The sequence below is a fragment of the Paraburkholderia sp. MPAMCS5 genome (assembly GCF_036016995.1).
GTDB lineage: Bacteria > Pseudomonadota > Gammaproteobacteria > Burkholderiales > Burkholderiaceae > Paraburkholderia.
Map to the genome: position 1 here is coordinate 1 of NZ_JAYXBK010000008.1, position 15,233 is coordinate 15,233.

Annotated in this window: 15 protein-coding genes; 11 read left to right on the forward strand and 4 right to left on the reverse strand. The window is 64.1% G+C overall.

All coding sequences use genetic code 11. The features are described 5' to 3' along the window. Nucleotides 1-240: 240 nt before the first annotated feature. The 4 genes from VOM14_RS19130 to VOM14_RS19145 are packed head-to-tail and all read right to left on the reverse strand — an operon-like array spanning nucleotide 241 to nucleotide 1,669. Nucleotides 241-612 (reverse strand): hypothetical protein, encoded by a 372-nt coding sequence (locus VOM14_RS19130; protein ID WP_327630311.1) that lies wholly within the window; start codon nucleotides 610-612, stop codon nucleotides 241-243. Nucleotides 613-633: 21 nt separating this feature from the next. After that, nucleotides 634-846, reverse strand: coding sequence for a hypothetical protein (locus VOM14_RS19135; protein ID WP_327630312.1), 213 nt, complete (start codon nucleotides 844-846; stop codon nucleotides 634-636). Nucleotides 847-882: 36 nt separating this feature from the next. Beyond that, a complete protein-coding gene (locus tag VOM14_RS19140; RefSeq protein WP_327630313.1) occupies nucleotides 883-1,089 on the reverse strand; it encodes an MARCKS-like protein in 207 nt (68 codons plus the stop codon). Nucleotides 1,090-1,135: 46 nt separating this feature from the next. Beyond that, nucleotides 1,136-1,669 carry a hypothetical protein gene (locus VOM14_RS19145; protein ID WP_327630314.1) on the reverse strand — a complete coding sequence of 178 codons (534 nt, stop codon included), beginning with the start codon at nucleotides 1,667-1,669 and terminating at the stop codon, nucleotides 1,136-1,138. Between the two features lie 409 nt (nucleotides 1,670-2,078). Between VOM14_RS19145 and VOM14_RS19150 the strand changes: the two genes are divergently transcribed. The 11 genes from VOM14_RS19150 (at nucleotide 2,079) to aspS (ending at nucleotide 15,205) form a co-directional block, all read left to right on the forward strand. Beyond that, the gene (locus tag VOM14_RS19150; protein ID WP_327630315.1) at nucleotides 2,079-6,185 is read left to right on the forward strand and encodes an FAD/FMN-binding oxidoreductase; all 4,107 of its coding nucleotides are present in this window, start codon (nucleotides 2,079-2,081) and stop codon (nucleotides 6,183-6,185) included. 34 nt (nucleotides 6,186-6,219) lie between these two features. Beyond that, nucleotides 6,220-6,648 (forward strand): HIT family protein, encoded by a 429-nt coding sequence (locus VOM14_RS19155; protein ID WP_327630316.1) that lies wholly within the window; start codon nucleotides 6,220-6,222, stop codon nucleotides 6,646-6,648. A gap of 75 nt (nucleotides 6,649-6,723) precedes the next feature. Next, the gene (locus tag VOM14_RS19160) at nucleotides 6,724-7,137 is read left to right on the forward strand and encodes a DUF971 domain-containing protein (protein ID WP_327630317.1); all 414 of its coding nucleotides are present in this window, start codon (nucleotides 6,724-6,726) and stop codon (nucleotides 7,135-7,137) included. 68 nt (nucleotides 7,138-7,205) lie between these two features. Then, nucleotides 7,206-7,937, forward strand: coding sequence for a bifunctional demethylmenaquinone methyltransferase/2-methoxy-6-polyprenyl-1,4-benzoquinol methylase UbiE (gene ubiE, locus VOM14_RS19165; RefSeq protein WP_327630528.1), 732 nt, complete (start codon nucleotides 7,206-7,208; stop codon nucleotides 7,935-7,937). 38 nt (nucleotides 7,938-7,975) lie between these two features. Further along, the gene (locus VOM14_RS19170) at nucleotides 7,976-8,974 is read left to right on the forward strand and encodes a Tim44 domain-containing protein (RefSeq protein WP_327630318.1); all 999 of its coding nucleotides are present in this window, start codon (nucleotides 7,976-7,978) and stop codon (nucleotides 8,972-8,974) included. Between the two features lie 142 nt (nucleotides 8,975-9,116). Beyond that, nucleotides 9,117-9,761: a ubiquinone biosynthesis accessory factor UbiJ gene (locus VOM14_RS19175; RefSeq protein WP_327630319.1), complete on the forward strand. Its 645-nt coding sequence runs from the start codon at nucleotides 9,117-9,119 to the stop codon at nucleotides 9,759-9,761. A gap of 15 nt (nucleotides 9,762-9,776) precedes the next feature. Then, nucleotides 9,777-11,354: a ubiquinone biosynthesis regulatory protein kinase UbiB gene (ubiB, locus tag VOM14_RS19180; RefSeq protein WP_327630320.1), complete on the forward strand. Its 1,578-nt coding sequence runs from the start codon at nucleotides 9,777-9,779 to the stop codon at nucleotides 11,352-11,354. Nucleotides 11,355-11,382: 28 nt separating this feature from the next. Continuing rightward, nucleotides 11,383-12,006, forward strand: coding sequence for a methyltransferase domain-containing protein (locus tag VOM14_RS19185; protein WP_327630321.1), 624 nt, complete (start codon nucleotides 11,383-11,385; stop codon nucleotides 12,004-12,006). Nucleotides 12,007-12,211: 205 nt separating this feature from the next. Continuing rightward, the gene (locus VOM14_RS19190) at nucleotides 12,212-12,604 is read left to right on the forward strand and encodes an FmdB family zinc ribbon protein (RefSeq protein WP_327630529.1); all 393 of its coding nucleotides are present in this window, start codon (nucleotides 12,212-12,214) and stop codon (nucleotides 12,602-12,604) included. Between the two features lie 72 nt (nucleotides 12,605-12,676). Continuing rightward, on the forward strand, nucleotides 12,677-13,330 hold the full coding sequence (locus tag VOM14_RS19195) for a DUF502 domain-containing protein (RefSeq protein ID WP_327630322.1): 654 nt from the start codon (nucleotides 12,677-12,679) through the stop codon (nucleotides 13,328-13,330). A 75-nt stretch (nucleotides 13,331-13,405) separates the two neighbouring features. Next, on the forward strand, nucleotides 13,406-15,205 hold the full coding sequence (aspS, locus tag VOM14_RS19200) for an aspartate--tRNA ligase (protein WP_327630323.1): 1,800 nt from the start codon (nucleotides 13,406-13,408) through the stop codon (nucleotides 15,203-15,205). The last annotated feature ends 28 nt before the right edge of the window (nucleotides 15,206-15,233 follow it).

The following is a 15,233-nucleotide window of genomic DNA, read 5'->3' on the forward strand; positions in this document are numbered from 1 at the left end:
TGTCCTCGCGCTTCAGATAAACCGGATTGCGCAGACGCGCCGACAGATGCGGCGCGTGCTCAAGCTCGGTCTCGCGGGCCACATCGTAGACGCGCGCGGTGAGGGTTTTCTTCAGGTAGTCGTGGGAAGCCATGCGAGTGGCGCGATGCGCGATGGAAGGCGGAAACCGTCAATGATAGCGCCAACCATGGCCGCGCTGGCCTTCGGAATCTCGGGCCACGCGCGGCCCGGGCGCGCGGGCTAGAAAATATGCGGCGGCCGGCCGTCGGTGAGTTCGCGCGGCAGCGGCTCGTCGAGCCGCCATTCGACATGCGGCAGTGCATTCAACTGGCCATGAAATTCGACGGGGCGCTCGCTCGTGAACAGTCCGTCGAGATAATCGAAGGTCAACTGCGACGCGACGGCTCGCAGCGCCGCTTCGACGGAGTGCGACGGTTGCAGATCGAGCGGATCGACGTCGAGCCGAACCGCGTGCCGGTCGCCTTTGGTTTCGAGCGCGCCGAGGTCGATCAGCTTGCCGTCGATGTTCTGCGCAAGGACACGATCGCCATGGGCGAACAGCCTGAACGTGGCCTGAAGCGCCGCGGACGCGGCGGGGTCTTTGCTTACCATCGCGATTCTCCTTGACAGCGTTCAGCCGGCTTCGCCGACTTCCTTCGGGTCGGGCAGATTCTCGCCGCGCCCAGGTTGAGGCGGCGCGGGTTCGTTCTTCGCCGACTGTTTCTGCTCATCCGACAGTTGCCGGTCGCCGGCGGTCGGATCGTTCGGGTTTTGACGCGGCGGCGTCGGGCGGGCGGATTCGCTGGATTCGCCGGATTTGCCGGTTTCGTCAGGTTCGCTTGTCATGGTGAATTCCTTGTCGATGCGGTGAAGGTGAGCGGCTCAGTCCGGCGAGCGCGTGCGCTCGGCCTCGCTTTGCGTGCCCGGCGGCGTGCCGGGCTTCGTGCCGGGGCTGGCGGTGGGCGCGGCGTCTTCGAGGCGTTGCCCGTCGGGCCGCGCGTCGGAGCCGTCGGCTGGAATGTTTTCCGTGTGGCCGGGCACCGGCTGCTGCTCGATATGCCCGGCGTCTTCGAGTTCGGGGTCCGACATGCTGCGCCTCCGTCAATGGCTGGGTCGTCTTATGGTTTCGTCGTAGTCAACCAGCATCCGGCGTGCCGCGCCGCGACCGCCGGCGCCGCCGGCACCACTCTTTCACGACGAACGGCGTCACCAGTCCCGTGCCGAAAGCCACATAGGCGACGGCGATTTGCGGCACCCGCAAATGAAACTCGAAGCCCGGCGTGAAGCGCTTCGGCACGATCACGTAGTCGCTGAACGCGGCGAAGAGCGTCAGGCCGCTCGCCAGCGCAACGCGTTGTCGGTGCTCCGCGCGTGAATCGCGGCACGGCGCCACGGCTTCCTGGATGGCCGCCAGCGCGTACGCATTGACGGCGGCCCAGCCGAGCGACATCAGATGATGAATCGAGAGCCCCGTCACGATGTGACGCGCGCACGGATGCGCCGTCTGGTTCACTTCTTCCGGCCAGACCCAGTGGCTCACGGCGCTGATCGGCGCGGCCGAACGCTTGCCGGCAAGGCGCGCGCAGGCGCCGAGCGCCACCGTGGAAAGCACGCCGGCGACAATCCCGGGCAGCACGATGTCTTTCAATGGTCTGATTTCCGGAGCCATGGTGACTTTTTTTACGAGCGTTATCCGTATGATCGGCGCGAATGCGCGCGGCGCGGACGCCGGCGATGCTGCGCCGCCGCAAATCCCGCCCCGGCTCCGATTCAGCCATCAACGCCGCAACGGCCGATGCGGTAGAATTCCATTTTGGAATAAGGATCGGAAGATGCACTGGCAGCCTCGGATCGCCCACTTGATGCCTGTCCCGCGTGAGTCGTGTCCCGCGGCGGAGCGTCACGTTCGCCACGCACGATCGTGTAGCAGTATCTGAGCGCCGTGAAGCGACCGACGTGGGCAGACCGTCGGTGGTGCTTCGCTCCCCAAGAAGATTTCCAAGCATTGCGCCCCACGCGCACCGTCAGCCGGCGCCTCGCCATGAGCGCGTCGGGCTGATCCACCGAGTCGTCCACACATGAACGCACCTCAAGTTTTCGATCCGCACGGCGCCGCCGCTGCGGGGGCCGCCGATCCCGAAGCGCGCCTGCGCGAAATTCCCTACAACTACACGTCGTTTTCCGACCGCGAGATCGTCATCCGCCTGCTAGGCGACGACGCGTGGGCGGCGCTCGCCGAACTGCGCGCGGAGCGCCGCACAGGCCGCTCGGCGCGCATGCTCTATGAAGTGCTGGGCGACATCTGGGTGGTGCGCCGCAATCCGTATTTGCAGGACGACCTGCTCGACAACCCGAAGCGCCGCGCCATGCTGATCGAGGCGCTGCATCACCGTCTGTCGGAAATCGAGAAGCGCCGCCGCGCCGATCTGACCGAGCATGGCGACGAAGCGGGTGTCGACCGCGCCGCCCGCGTCGAAACGCTGGTGCAGGCGGCGCGCCGCGCCGTCGACGAATTCGAAAGCGAGTTCCAGAAAACTTACGATTTGCGCCGCCGCGCGACCAAGGTGCTGGGCCGCGTCACGGAAAAGGACAACATCAAGTTCGACGGTTTGTCCCGCGTGTCGCATGTGACCGACGCGACCGACTGGCGCGTGGAATATCCGTTCGTCGTGTTGACGCCGGATACCGAGGCCGAAATCGCCGGCATGATCAAGGCGTGTTTCGAACTCGGGCTGACCGTGATTCCGCGTGGCGGCGGCACCGGCTACACGGGCGGCGCGGTGCCGCTCACGCCGTTCTCGGCCGTCATCAACACCGAAAAGCTCGAACAGCTGGGCGCGGTGGAAATGACCGAACTGCCGGGTGTCGATCGTAAAGTGCCGACCATTTTCTCCGGCGCGGGCGTGGTCACGCGCCGCGTGACCGAGGCCGCCGAGCAGGCGGGCTTCGTGTTCGCCGTCGATCCCACTTCGCTCGACGCGTCGTGTGTCGGCGGCAACGTCGCGATGAACGCGGGCGGCAAGAAGGCCGTGCTGTGGGGCACGGCGCTCGACAACCTCGCCTGGTGGCGCATGGTCGACCCGGAAGGGAACTGGCTCGAAGTCACGCGTCTGGAACACAACCTCGGCAAGATTCACGACATCGAAGTCGCGCGTTTCGAGCTGAAATGGTTTGACGGCAACTCCGCGCCGGGCGAGAAGCTCCTGCGCACGGAGTCGCTCGACATCAAAGGCCGCGTATTCCGTAAGGAAGGCCTCGGCAAGGACGTCACGGATAAATTCCTCGCCGGCCTGCCGGGCGTGCAGAAAGAGGGCTGCGACGGGCTCATCACGTCCGCGCGCTGGGTGCTGCACAAGATGCCCGCGCATACGCGCACGGTGTGCCTCGAATTCTTCGGCCAGGCGCGCGAGGCGATTCCGAGCATCGTCGAAATCAAGGATTACCTGTTCGAAACGTCGAAGCAGGGCGGCGCGATTCTCGCCGGCCTCGAACACCTCGACGAGCGCTATCTGCGCGCGGTCGGTTACGCGACCAAGAGCAAGCGCAACGCGTTTCCGAAGATGGTGCTGATCGGCGACATCGTCGGCAACGATGCGGACGCGGTCGCGCAGGCCACGTCGGAAGTCGTGCGCATGGCCAACGGCAAGAGCGGCGAGGGCTTCGTCGCGGTCAGCGCCGAGGCGCGCAAGCGCTTCTGGCTCGACCGCAGCCGCACCGCCGCGATCGCAAAGCACACCAACGCGTTCAAGATCAACGAAGACGTGGTGATCCCGCTCGACCGCATGGGCGAGTACACGGACGGCATCGAGCGCATCAACATCGAGCTGTCGATCAAGAACAAGCTGCAACTGGTCGACGCGCTCGAAGCGTTCTTCAAGGGCGGCAAGCTGCCGCTCGGCAAGAGCGACGACGCCAATGAAATCCCGAGCGCGGAGCTGCTCGAAGACCGCGTGCAGCAGGCGCTCGATCTGCTCAAGCGCGTGCGCACGCGCTGGGAGTTCCTGCGCGACAAGCTCGACCTGTCGTTGCGCGAGGCGCAGCACTATCTGGTCGGACTCGGCTACGAGGCGCTCGCCGAAAAATTCGCCGACCGCGTGGACGCGCAGCCCGACGCGAACGTGTTCCATGTCACGCAGGACCGTACGATCCGCGTGTCGTGGAAGCAGGAAATCCGCGCGGAATTGCGGCAGATTTTCAACGGCGGCGAATTCAAGCCGATCCTCGACGAAGCGCAGGCGATCCACAAGCAGGTGCTGCGCGGCCGCGTGTTCGTCGCGCTGCACATGCACGCGGGCGACGGCAACGTGCACACGAACCTGCCGGTCAACTCCGACAACTACGAGATGCTGCAGGACGCGCATACCGCGGTCGCGCGCATCATGAAGCTCGCGCGTTCGCTCGACGGCGTGATCTCCGGCGAGCACGGCATCGGCATCACCAAGCTGGAATTCCTCACCGACGACGAGATCGGCGAATTCCGCGCGTACAAGCAGCGCGTCGATCCGCATGGCCGCTTCAACGCGGGCAAGCTGCTCGAAGGCGCCGACTTGCGCAACGCCTACACGCCGAGCTTCGGCCTGATGGGCTATGAATCGCTGATCATGCAGCAGTCCGACATCGGCGCGATTTCTGAGTCGATCAAGGACTGCCTGCGCTGCGGCAAATGCAAGCCGGTGTGCGCGACCCACGTGCCGCGCGCGAACCTGCTGTACAGCCCGCGCAACAAGATTCTCGCCACGTCGCTGCTGGTCGAGGCGTTCCTGTACGAAGAGCAGACGCGCCGCGGCGTGTCGATCAAGCACTGGGACGAGTTCAACGACGTCGCTGATCACTGCACCGTCTGTCACAAATGCGTGACGCCGTGCCCGGTGAAGATCGACTTCGGCGACGTGACCATGAACATGCGCAACCTGCTGCGCAAAATGGGCAAGAAGAAGTTTAATCCGGGCAATGCGGCCGGCATGTTCTTCCTCAACGCGACGAACCCGCAGACCATCAACCTCGCGCGCACCGCGATGATGGGCATCGGCTACAAGGCGCAACGACTCGGCAACGACGTGCTGAAGAAGCTCGTGAAGAAGCAGACGGCGCACCCGCCGGCAACGGTCGGCAAGCCGCCGGTCACGCAGCAGGTGATCCACTTCATGAACAAGAAGATGCCGGGCAATCTGCCGAAGAAAACCGCGCGCGCGCTGCTCGATATCGAGGACAACAAGATTGTCCCGATCATCCGCAATCCGAAGACGACCACCGCCGACACGGAAGCGGTGTTCTATTTCCCCGGTTGCGGCTCCGAGCGGCTCTTCTCGCAAGTCGGCCTCGCGACGCAGGCCATGTTGTGGGAAGCGGGCGTGCAAACGGTATTGCCGCCGGGCTATCTGTGTTGCGGCTATCCGCAGCGCGGCTCGGGCCAGTACGACAAGGCCGAGCAGATCGTCACGGACAATCGCGTGCTGTTCCACCGCGTCGCGAACACGCTCAATTACCTCGACATCAAGACGGTGGTGGTGTCGTGCGGCACGTGTTACGACCAGCTCGCCGGTTATGAATTCGACAAGATCTTCCCCGGCTGCCGGATCATCGACATTCACGAGTTCCTGCTCGAAAAGGGCATGAAGCTCGACGGCGTGAACGGCGTGCGCTACATGTATCACGACCCGTGTCACACGCCGATCAAGACCATGGACCCGGTCAAGCTCGTCAACTCGCTGATGGGCGCCGAGAAAGACGGCTACAAGATCGAGAAGAACGACCGCTGCTGCGGCGAGTCGGGCACGCTCGCGGTCACGCGTCCGGATATATCGACGCAGGTGCGCTTCCGCAAGGAAGAGGAAATCCGTAAGGGCGCCGCGAAGCTGCGCGGCATTCCGCTGGTTGCCGAAGCGGGCGCGAACGCGATCAATCCGGCCAATGCGTCGGCGGGCGCGGCGGGCGCGCCCAGCGGCTCCGTGCTGAAAGCCGGCGACGGCCCGCAGCCCAATCCTGGCACTGCGGGCGCGACCGACGTGAAGATCCTCACGAGCTGCCCGTCCTGCCTGCAAGGTCTCTCGCGTTACAACGAAGACGCGGGCATCGAGGCGGATTACATCGTCGTCGAAATGGCGCGCCACGTACTCGGAGAAGACTGGATGGTCGATTACGTGCAACGGGCGAACAATGGCGGAATCGAGCGCGTGCTGGTTTAATGGCACGACCGACGATTTCTCCCTGAGGACGACGATGGACTGCGTTTTTTGCCGTGAAGATGGCGGCGACGTGCTGTGGCAGGACGACACCTTGCGTGTTGTCCTCGCCGACGAACACGATTACCCGGGCTTTTGCCGCGTGATCTGGAACCAGCACGTGGCCGAGTTTTCCGATCTCGCCGCCGGCGAGCGCGATCGGGTGATGCACGCCGTGTACGCGGTCGAGCGCGCGATCCGGCGCGTCATGCAACCGGCCAAGGTGAATCTCGCGAGCCTCGGCAATCAGGTGCCGCATGTGCACTGGCACGTGATTCCGCGTTTTTCGAACGACGCTCACTTCCCGCTGCCCATCTGGGCGCCGCGCCAGCGCACGGTGTCCGAAGCCATGCTGTCGTCGCGCCGCGCGCAAGCTACCTTGCTGCGCGAAGCCGTGCGGCATGAAATCGAACAGGCTCCCAGCTGAGCGCAAACACCCGCCGCTGCGCGCCATGCCCACACGGGCGAGTTCCAGCGCGGCGGCGCTTCCTATGAGGCCATCATGAGCGGACTGACTCCCGAGACTCCGGTGCCGAGCGGCATCGTCCTGCATTCGAAGTCGCGCGTGCTCGAATTGCAGTACGCGAGCGGCGAATCGTATCGGCTGTCGTTCGAGCTGCTGCGCGTGTATTCGCCGTCGGCGGAAGTGCAAGGCCACGGGCCCGGCCAGGAAACGCTGCAAACCGGCAAGCGCGACGTCACGATCACGATGCTCGAAGGCGTCGGCAATTACGCGATCCAGCCGACTTTCTCGGACGGCCACGCCACCGGCATCTATTCGTGGGACCTGCTCTACGACCTGGCGCGGCGCCAGGATGAACTCTGGCGCGCGTATCTCGACAAACTGGCTGCGGCGGGCGTCGAGCGCGATGCGCCGATGGTGTCGCCCGGCGCTGCGCATGGGCACTGTCACTGATACGATTCGCCTGACCCGCCGCACTGATGCGGCGCAACATTTCAGAATACGCGGAAAGGACAAGCGCGATGAGCAAAACCCACTTCGGCTTTCAATCGGTCGACGAACAGGACAAGGCGCAGAAGGTGGCGGGCGTGTTCCACTCGGTTGCCGCCAACTACGACTTGATGAACGACCTGATGTCGGGCGGGTTGCACCGGGCGTGGAAGATGTTCACGATCGCCCAGGCCAACGTGCGGCCGGGCTATAAAGTGCTCGACATCGCGGGCGGCACGGGCGATCTGTCAAAGGCATTCGCGAAACAGGCGGGCGAAACCGGCGAGGTCTGGCATACGGACATCAACGAATCGATGCTGCGCGTGGGCCGCGACCGTCTGCTCGACAAGGGTGTCATCACCCCGGCGCTGCTCTGCGACGCCGAGAAAATTCCCTTTCCGGACAATTACTTCGACGTCGTAACCGTGGCATTCGGCTTGCGCAACATGACGCATAAGGACGTCGCGCTGGCGGAAATGCGTCGCGTGCTGAAACCGGCGGGGCGTCTGCTGGTGCTGGAATTCTCGAAGGTGTGGGACCCGCTGAAAAAAGCGTACGACGTCTATTCGTTCAAGGTGCTGCCGTGGCTTGGCGAGCGCTTTGCGAAAGACGCCGACAGCTACCGCTACCTGGCGGAATCGATCCGGATGCATCCGGACCAGGAAACTTTAAAAACAATGATGGAACAAGCTGGCCTTGATGGCGTCAAATATTACAATTTGTCAGCTGGCGTGGTAGCTTTACATGTGGGGACCAAATACTAGGGTTCCTAACCCATCGTTTCTTAAAGGAAAGTGCCAAAATGTCCGATTCAGCGTTGTTATCTCCCCGTAAGGTTAGGCGGTCGCTGGTGAGAAGAATCGGACTGATCGCGATGGTCGGTCTGATCATGGCCGGCTCCGTCGCCTCGCTCGATGCGGAAGCTCGCCGCATGGGCGGTGGCCGTAGTATCGGCCGTCAGTCGAACACCGTTCAGCAGCAGCATCAAGCGACGCCGTACCAACCTTCGCAAAGCAATCAGGCCATGCAGCAGCGCGCGCAACCGGCGCCGGCCCCCGCGCCGACTCCGGCCGCACAGCCTAACCGCTCGCGCTGGCTCGGGCCGATCGCCGGTCTGGCGGCCGGTCTCGGTATCGCCGCGTTGCTGTCGCACTTCGGACTGGGCGGCGCGTTCGCGGGCGCCATGGCCAACATCATCGTGATCGCGGTCCTTGCCATGATCGGCATCTGGCTGATCCGCCGCTTCATGGGCCGCAAGCGCGATGCGTCGCAACCGGCTTACGCGGGCCAGTCGCCGTCGCTCAATTCGGGCGCTACCGGCTACACGCAGGAGCCGCGCTATACGCCGCCGCCCGCCGGCTCCTATCCCGAACCGCAGGGCAACCCGCTCGCCACGCCGTCGGTCAACATCACGCCAAGCGTGCCGGCGGGCTTCGATTCCGAAGCGTTCCTGCGCAACGCCAAGGTGTACTTCGTGCGTCTGCAAGCTGCGTGGGACGTGGGCAATATCGAGGACATCCGCGAATTCACCACGCCGGAAATGTTCGCCGAGGTTCGCGTCGATCTGGCTTCGCGCGGCGCCGAAACGAATCAAACAGACGTGGTGCAGTTGAACGCCGACCTGCTGGGCGTCGAGGAACGCGCGAGCGAATACTTCGCGAGCGTTCGCTTTTCCGGCCTGATCCGCGAGGCGCCGGGCGCGGCGGCCGAGCCGTTCGCCGAAGTGTGGAACCTGTCCAAAGCGAATCGCGCCGGCGAGGGCTGGTTGCTGGCCGGCATCCAGCAACTCGCGCAGCACTGAGACGTGGAAGGACGCAGCGCCATCCGTCCCGAATGAGTGTGCAACGTTAGCCGTTCGGCTGAGCAGGCCGCGAAGCGAACGGACGTTACAATAGGAACCCGCGCAAGCACTCGCTCGCACGGGTTTTTTCTTGCCACTTTCAATGACCCTCGCCGCCAAGCCCTTCGCTGCTGCTGTCAATCATCTGCTCGCCCGCGAATCGTGGGCTCGTGAGCGCCTCGCCCCGTATGCGGGCAAGACCGCCAGGCTGGCGTCGCCGCCGGTCGTGTTGACGCTGCTGGTGCAGCCGGACGGCTATCTCGGCACGGTCGGCGAAAGTGACGCGCAGCAGTTCGACGTGACCATTTCCGTGCCGTCCGACGCGTTGCCCGCTTTCGTGCAGGGCGGCCAGGCGGCCGTCATGAAGCACGTGAAGATCGAGGGCGATGCGGAGTTCGCCACGGTCATCGCGAAGCTTGCCGAGCATCTGCGCTGGGAGCCGGAAGAGGATCTGGCGAAGCTGATCGGCGACGGTCCCGCGTGGCGCGTCGCGTCGATCGTGCGCACGGTCGGCGAACACGTGCAGCGCACTGGGCGCAATCTGCTCGACACGGCCGCCGAATATCTGCTCGACGAGAATCCCCAACTCGTGCGCCGCAGCGCGCTCGAAGACTTCAACGCCGAACTCGCGCGCGCACGCGACGCCCTGGCGCGCGTGGAAAAACGCATCCAGCGTCTCGAACAGAAGGCCGAAGCCCGTGGCGTGGGTACGTCGGGCGCCGCCGCCACGTTGCGCGGCACGCGCTAGTCACTGGGCACAACTATGCGTTTTCTGCGTTTCCTCAAGATTTTCTTCACGGTTATCCGTTTCGGTCTTGACGAGATGATGCTCGGCCGCGTCAACGACCGGCGCGTGCGTCTGCTGCTGCGTATCACCACCATCGGCCGGAAGTTCGACGCGCCGCCCGGCGTGCGTTTGCGGCTCGCGTTGGAAAGCCTCGGGCCGATCTTCGTCAAATTCGGGCAGGTGCTGTCCACGCGGCGCGACCTGTTGCCGGTCGATATTGCGAACGAACTCGCGAAGCTCCAGGATCAGGTGCCGCCGTTCGACTCCGAGGTGGCGATCGGGCTCGTCGAGAAGTCGCTCGGCGCGCCGGTCGACGTTCTCTTCGACGACTTCGAACGCGTGCCGGTGGCGAGCGCGTCGATTGCGCAGGTCCACTTCGCCACGGTCAAGGCGGGGCAGCATGCGGGCAAGGCCGTCGCCGTGAAGGTGCTGCGTCCGAACATGCTGCCCGTGATCGATTCGGACCTCGCGTTGCTGCGCGATCTGGCCGTCTGGGCCGAGCGCTTGTGGGCGGACGGCAAGCGCCTGAAGCCGCGCGAGGTGGTCGCCGAATTCGACAAATATCTGCACGACGAACTCGACCTGATGCGCGAGGCGGCCAACGGCAGCCAGTTGCGCCGCAACTTTGCCGGGCTCGACCTGCTGCTCGTGCCGGAAATGTACTGGGAGTTCTGCACGCCCACGGTGCTCGTCATGGAGCGCATGGTCGGCGTGCCGATCAGTCAGGTGGACACGCTGCGCGCGGCAGGCGTGGATATTCCGAAGCTCGCGCGCGAAGGCGTCGAAATCTTCTTCACGCAGGTGTTTCGCGACGGCTTTTTCCACGCCGACATGCATCCGGGCAACATCCAGGTAAGCCTCGATCCGATGCATTTCGGCCGCTATATCGCTTTGGACTTCGGCATCATCGGCGCGCTGTCGGACTTCGACAAAAACTACCTCGCGCAGAATTTCCTGGCGTTTTTCAAGCGCGACTACCATCGCGTGGCCACGCTGCATCTGGAGTCGGGCTGGGTGCCGCCCACCACGCGCGTCGAGGAACTCGAAAGCGCGATTCGCGCGGTGTGCGAGCCGTATTTCGACCGCGCGCTGAAGGACATCTCGCTCGGTCAGGTGCTGATGCGCCTTTTTTCGACGTCGCGCCGCTTCAACGTCGAGATTCAGCCGCAACTCGTGCTGCTGCAAAAAACCATGCTCAATGTGGAAGGGCTCGGCCGCTCGCTCGATCCGGAACTGGACTTGTGGAAGACCGCGAAGCCTTATCTCGAGCGCTGGATGAACGAGCAGATCGGCTTGCGCGGCTGGTACGAGCGCCTGAAGATCGAAGCGCCGCAGTGGAGCAAGACGCTGCCGCAGTTGCCGCGCCTGATTCATCATGTGCTGGCCGAGCGGCACGACCATGGGCGCGTCGGCAACGACGACATGATCCGGCGGATACTGCTCGAACAGAAACGCACCAACCGTCTGCTGCAAGGCTTGTTGCTGTTCGGCGTGGCGGTCGGTGTCGGCGCGGCGCTGGCGCGGATGTTCCTCGCGCTGGCTTACGGCGCGTGATCCGCGTGATCCGAATACGAGGTATGCGATGAGCGATCCCACTCAAACTCCGGTACCCGATTTCGAGAACCGCGATCCGAACTCGGCCGCGTTCTGGGACGAGCGTTTCGAGCGTCATTTCACGCCGTGGGATCAGGCGGGCGTGCCGTCGGCGTTCCAGTCGTTTGCGGGCCGTCACGTCGGCGAGGCTGTGTTGATTCCAGGCTGCGGCAGCGCGCATGAGGCCACATGGCTCGCCGCGCATGGCAGCCCGGTTCGGGCGATCGATTTTTCGCACGCTGCCGTGGCCGTGGCGCGCGCGCAACTGGGCGAGCAGCAGGCGCAACTTGTCGAAGAGGCGGATTTTTTCACTTACGAGCCGCCCTTTACGCCTGCGTGGATCTACGAACGCGCGTTTCTTTGCGCATTGCCGCCGACGCGCCGCGCCGATTATGCGCAGCGAATGGCGCAGCTATTGCCGGAGGGCGCGCTGCTCGCGGGGTTCTTTTTTATCGGCGCGACGCAGAAAGGTCCGCCGTTCGGCATGGAGCGCGCGGAACTCGAGGCGCTGTTCACGCCGTCTTTCGATTTGATCGAAGACGAGCCGGTGAGCGACTCGATTCCGGTCTTTGCCGGGCGTGAGCGCTGGCTCACCTGGCGCCGCCGCGCCTGAGCGCCGCCGCTCGCGGCCGCGCCGGATCGGAAGCCTGCCGCGGCGCACGCCCGCGCGGCCCTTGATTTTGCCTGCGGCAGCCCTGATTTGACGCGATGGCGGCCGCGCCGGGCGCTTATCCCCAAAATGCGGGGGCGTGTTGCCGTTTGCGGCTATAATTCAAGGCTTTGCAAGCGTTTACCAGATTTCAGTAGGGAAAAAGGTCATGCCGATTTACGCTTATCGTTGCGAGTCATGCGGCTTCGGGAAGGACGTGCTTCAGAAGATGAGCGACGCCCAGTTGACGCAATGTCCCGAGTGCGGGAATGACACCTTCAGGAAACAACTCACCGCCGCTGGCTTTCAGCTGAAAGGCTCGGGCTGGTACGTCACCGACTTCCGCGGCGGCAACAATGGCAATAACGGCAATGGCAGCGCCACCGCGCCGGCCAACGGCGGCCCGAACGGCGGCTCCAACGCGGGTTCGGGTGACAATGCCTCGGCGGCCGGCAACGGCGTCGCAAAATCCGACACGGCCAGCAGCGCAGCGGCCGCGCCGGCCACGCCTGCGGCGACGCCGGCGCCTGCGGCAGCCCCGAGCGGTTCCGGCGGCGTCTAGTAGCACTGTCGCCCACGCGGGCGGCGTACACGCCGCGCGTCGCTTCGGCCGCGCGGCCTTCTGGCGGTACACATGACGACGAAAAAAACGACGCTCAAATCGGTGTTCCTGACTGGCCTCCTGGTGCTGGTGCCTTTGGCCATCACGCTGTGGGTGCTCGGTCTCATCATCGGCACAATGGATCAGACGCTGTTGCTGCTGCCGCGCTCATGGCAGCCCGAGCGCCTGTTCGGGTTCCGCCTGCCGGGCATCGGCGCGGTGCTGACGCTGGCGTTCGTCTTTGTCGTTGGCCTGTTGACCCAGAACTTCGTGGGCCAGAAGCTCGTGAAATGGTGGGAAGTCGTGGTCGCCCATATTCCCGTGGTCGGCCCGATCTACACGAGCGTCAAGCAAGTGTCCGACACCTTGCTGTCGAGTAGCGGCAACGCATTCCGCAAGGCGCTGCTGATCGAATACCCGCGCCGCGGCTGCTATACGATTGCGTTTCTGACCGGCATTCCGGGCGGCGACGTGATCAATCACCTGAAAGAAGATCACGTCAGCGTGTATGTGCCGACTACGCCGAACCCAACGTCCGGCTTCTTCCTGATGGTGCCCAAGAGCGAAGTGGTCGAACTCGACATGACGGTCGACGCCGCGCTCAAGTACATCGTCTCGATGGGCGTCGTGGCGCCGTCCGCGCCCCCGGCGCCGGTGCGCCGCACGGCAGTCGAGCCTCCGCTGTAATGCCGGTGCGCAAGGTTTCACGCAGTGACAACTGCCGCGCGCCGTTCAACCAATGCAAAACGAAAGTCAAACATCATGTCGATGAGATCTGAATATTGCGGTCTGGTGACCGAAGAACTGCTGGGCCAATCCGTCTCGCTGTGCGGCTGGGTAAGCCGCCGCCGCGACCATGGCGGCGTTATCTTCATCGACCTGCGTGACCGCGAAGGCCTCGTGCAGGTCGTCTGCGACCCGGATCGCGCGGAGATGTTCAAGGCCGCCGAAGGCGTGCGCAACGAATTCTGTCTGCAAATCAAGGGCGTGGTGCGCAGCCGCCCGGAAGGCACGACGAACGCCGCGCTGAAGAGCGGCAAGATCGAAGTGCTGTGCCACGAGCTGGTCGTGCTGAACGCGTCGGTCACGCCGCCGTTCCATCTCGACGACGACAACCTCTCGGAAACCACGCGCCTCACGCATCGCGTGCTCGATCTGCGCCGCCCGCAGATGCAGCACAACCTGCGCTTGCGCTATCGCGTCGCGATCGAAGTGCGCAAGTATCTGGACGCGCAAGGCTTTATCGACATCGAAACGCCGATGCTCACCAAGAGCACGCCGGAAGGCGCGCGCGACTATCTCGTGCCGTCGCGTACGAACCCCGGTCAGTTTTTCGCGCTGCCGCAGTCGCCGCAGCTCTTCAAGCAGCTTCTGATGGTGGCGAACTTCGATCGCTACTACCAGATCGTCAAGTGTTTCCGCGACGAAGACCTGCGCGCCGACCGTCAGCCGGAATTCACCCAGATCGACTGCGAAACCTCGTTCCTGTCGGAACAGGAAATCCGCGATCTGTTCGAAGCCATGATCCGTCACGTCTTCAAGGAGACGATCGGCGTCGAGCTGGACGAGAAATTCCCGGTCATGGAGTATTCGGAAGCCATGCGCCGTTTCGGTTCGGACAAGCCGGACCTGCGCGTGAAGCTCGAATTCACCGATCTGACCGACGCCGTCAAAGACGTCGATTTCAAGGTGTTCAGCGCGCCGGCCAACACGAAAGACGGCCGCGTCGCGGCGATCCGCGTGCCGAAGGGCGGCGAGCTTTCGCGTGGCGACATCGACAGCTACACGGAATTCGTGCGCATCTACGGCGCGAAGGGCCTCGCGTGGATCAAGGTCAATGAAGTGGCGAAGGGCCGTGACGGTCTGCAAAGCCCGATCGTCAAGAACCTGCACGACGAAGCGGTCAAGGCGATCATCGAGCGCACCGGCGCACAAGACGGCGACATCATTTTCTTCGCGGCGGATCGCGCGAAAGTCGTGAACGACAGCCTGGGCGCACTGCGTCTGAAGATCGGTCATTCGGAATTCGGCAAGGCCAACGGTCTTGTCGAGTCGGGCTGGAAGCCGCTTTGGGTGGTCGACTTCCCGATGTTCGAATACGACGAGGAAGACAACCGCTACGTGGCCGCGCATCACCCGTTCACGAGCCCGAAGGACGAGCACCTGGAGTATCTCGAAACGGACCCGGCGCGCTGCCTCGCGAAGGCATACGACATGGTGCTGAACGGCTGGGAAATCGGCGGCGGCTCGGTGCGTATCCATCGCGAAGAAGTGCAGAGCAAGGTGTTCCGCGCGCTGAAGATCAACGCGGAAGAAGCGCAAGCCAAGTTCGGCTTCCTGCTCGACGCGTTGCAGTACGGCGCGCCGCCGCACGGCGGTATCGCGTTTGGTCTCGACCGCATCGTCACGATGATGGCCGGCGCCGACTCGATCCGCGACGTGATCGCGTTCCCGAAGACGCAACGCGCGCAGTGTCTGCTCACGCAGGCGCCGAGCGAAGTGGACGAGCGCCAGTTGCGCGAGCTGCACATCCGTCTGCGCACGCCGGAACCGAAGGCGTAATGGCTTGAGGCGATCCGCTTGAATCGAA

Coding starts and splice junctions, on each gene's coding strand:
- VOM14_RS19130 (WP_327630311.1), bottom strand. CDS start 612: ATGGTAAGCAAAGACCCCGCCGCGTCCGCGGCGCTTCAGGCCACGTTC.
- VOM14_RS19135 (WP_327630312.1), bottom strand. CDS start 846: ATGACAAGCGAACCTGACGAAACCGGCAAATCCGGCGAATCCAGCGAA.
- VOM14_RS19140 (WP_327630313.1), bottom strand. CDS start 1,089: ATGTCGGACCCCGAACTCGAAGACGCCGGGCATATCGAGCAGCAGCCG.
- VOM14_RS19145 (WP_327630314.1), bottom strand. CDS start 1,669: ATGGCTCCGGAAATCAGACCATTGAAAGACATCGTGCTGCCCGGGATT.
- VOM14_RS19150 (WP_327630315.1), top strand. CDS start 2,079: ATGAACGCACCTCAAGTTTTCGATCCGCACGGCGCCGCCGCTGCGGGG.
- VOM14_RS19155 (WP_327630316.1), top strand. CDS start 6,220: ATGGACTGCGTTTTTTGCCGTGAAGATGGCGGCGACGTGCTGTGGCAG.
- VOM14_RS19160 (WP_327630317.1), top strand. CDS start 6,724: ATGAGCGGACTGACTCCCGAGACTCCGGTGCCGAGCGGCATCGTCCTG.
- ubiE (WP_327630528.1), top strand. CDS start 7,206: ATGAGCAAAACCCACTTCGGCTTTCAATCGGTCGACGAACAGGACAAG.
- VOM14_RS19170 (WP_327630318.1), top strand. CDS start 7,976: ATGTCCGATTCAGCGTTGTTATCTCCCCGTAAGGTTAGGCGGTCGCTG.
- VOM14_RS19175 (WP_327630319.1), top strand. CDS start 9,117: ATGACCCTCGCCGCCAAGCCCTTCGCTGCTGCTGTCAATCATCTGCTC.
- ubiB (WP_327630320.1), top strand. CDS start 9,777: ATGCGTTTTCTGCGTTTCCTCAAGATTTTCTTCACGGTTATCCGTTTC.
- VOM14_RS19185 (WP_327630321.1), top strand. CDS start 11,383: ATGAGCGATCCCACTCAAACTCCGGTACCCGATTTCGAGAACCGCGAT.
- VOM14_RS19190 (WP_327630529.1), top strand. CDS start 12,212: ATGCCGATTTACGCTTATCGTTGCGAGTCATGCGGCTTCGGGAAGGAC.
- VOM14_RS19195 (WP_327630322.1), top strand. CDS start 12,677: ATGACGACGAAAAAAACGACGCTCAAATCGGTGTTCCTGACTGGCCTC.
- aspS (WP_327630323.1), top strand. CDS start 13,406: ATGTCGATGAGATCTGAATATTGCGGTCTGGTGACCGAAGAACTGCTG.